Genomic DNA, 762 nt, shown 5'->3' with positions numbered 1-762 from the left:
GGTCAAGGTGGGGCTCGATCTGCTGGCAAATCGTACGTTCCCGCTTGTCGACAGCTATTCTCATACTTTCGCCGGCCAGCCGTGGATCGCCAAGGAATGGCTTGGACAGGTTCTCCTCGCACACGCCTACACGACAGGCGGCTGGAACGGCGTGGCGCTGCTGATCATCTCAACCATCGCCCTGACAGCGGCGCTGCTGTCATGGTGTCTCAGCACCTGGTTGAGACCGACGGCGGCAGTGGGACTGGCCTTGTTTGCGGCGGCCTTGATCTCCCCGATCTTCACCGCGCGTCCACACATCTTCACCTTGCCCATCATCGTGATCTGGACCGCAACGCTTTTCCGCGCAGCGCGCTATGAACAGAGACCGCCTCTGTGGCTACTTGCCCTGCTTGTCCTGTGGGCCAATCTCCACGCGACCTTTACCATCGGCTTCGTCATTGCGGCTTTCGCCGGCCTCGATGTTCTTGTGCGAACCCGCCTGTCCAACCCCGTACTCCTTGGCAAATGGGTTGCCTTCGGACTGCTTTGCCCGGTGGTCAGCTTGATCAATCCCTACGGCATCAAGGCCATCCTTGCCACTTTCACGGTAGCCTATGGCAACGAAGCGGTTCCCTTGATTATCGAGTGGAAACCATTCGACGCCTCGGATCAACCGTTCCAGGAAGTGGGTATCCTACTGTTCGTTTTCGCGCTGCTTGTGTCGAGACTTCGCGTCGGCTGGGCGAAAGCGCTGTTCATCGTCTTTGCCTTGCATATCTA

At 58.5% G+C, this 762-nt stretch carries 1 pseudogene; it reads left to right on the top strand.

The annotated features are described in order from the left end of the window. Nucleotides 1–762 (top strand): annotated as a pseudogene (locus EOA86_RS36950) (hypothetical protein); the annotation flags it as partial.

The sequence above is a fragment of the Mesorhizobium sp. M5C.F.Ca.IN.020.32.2.1 genome (genome assembly GCF_004023105.1).
Classification (GTDB): Bacteria; Pseudomonadota; Alphaproteobacteria; order Rhizobiales; family Rhizobiaceae; genus Mesorhizobium; species Mesorhizobium wenxiniae.
The sequence above is the reverse complement of the archived record's forward strand: the minus strand, read 5'-3'. Positions and strand labels throughout refer to the sequence as shown.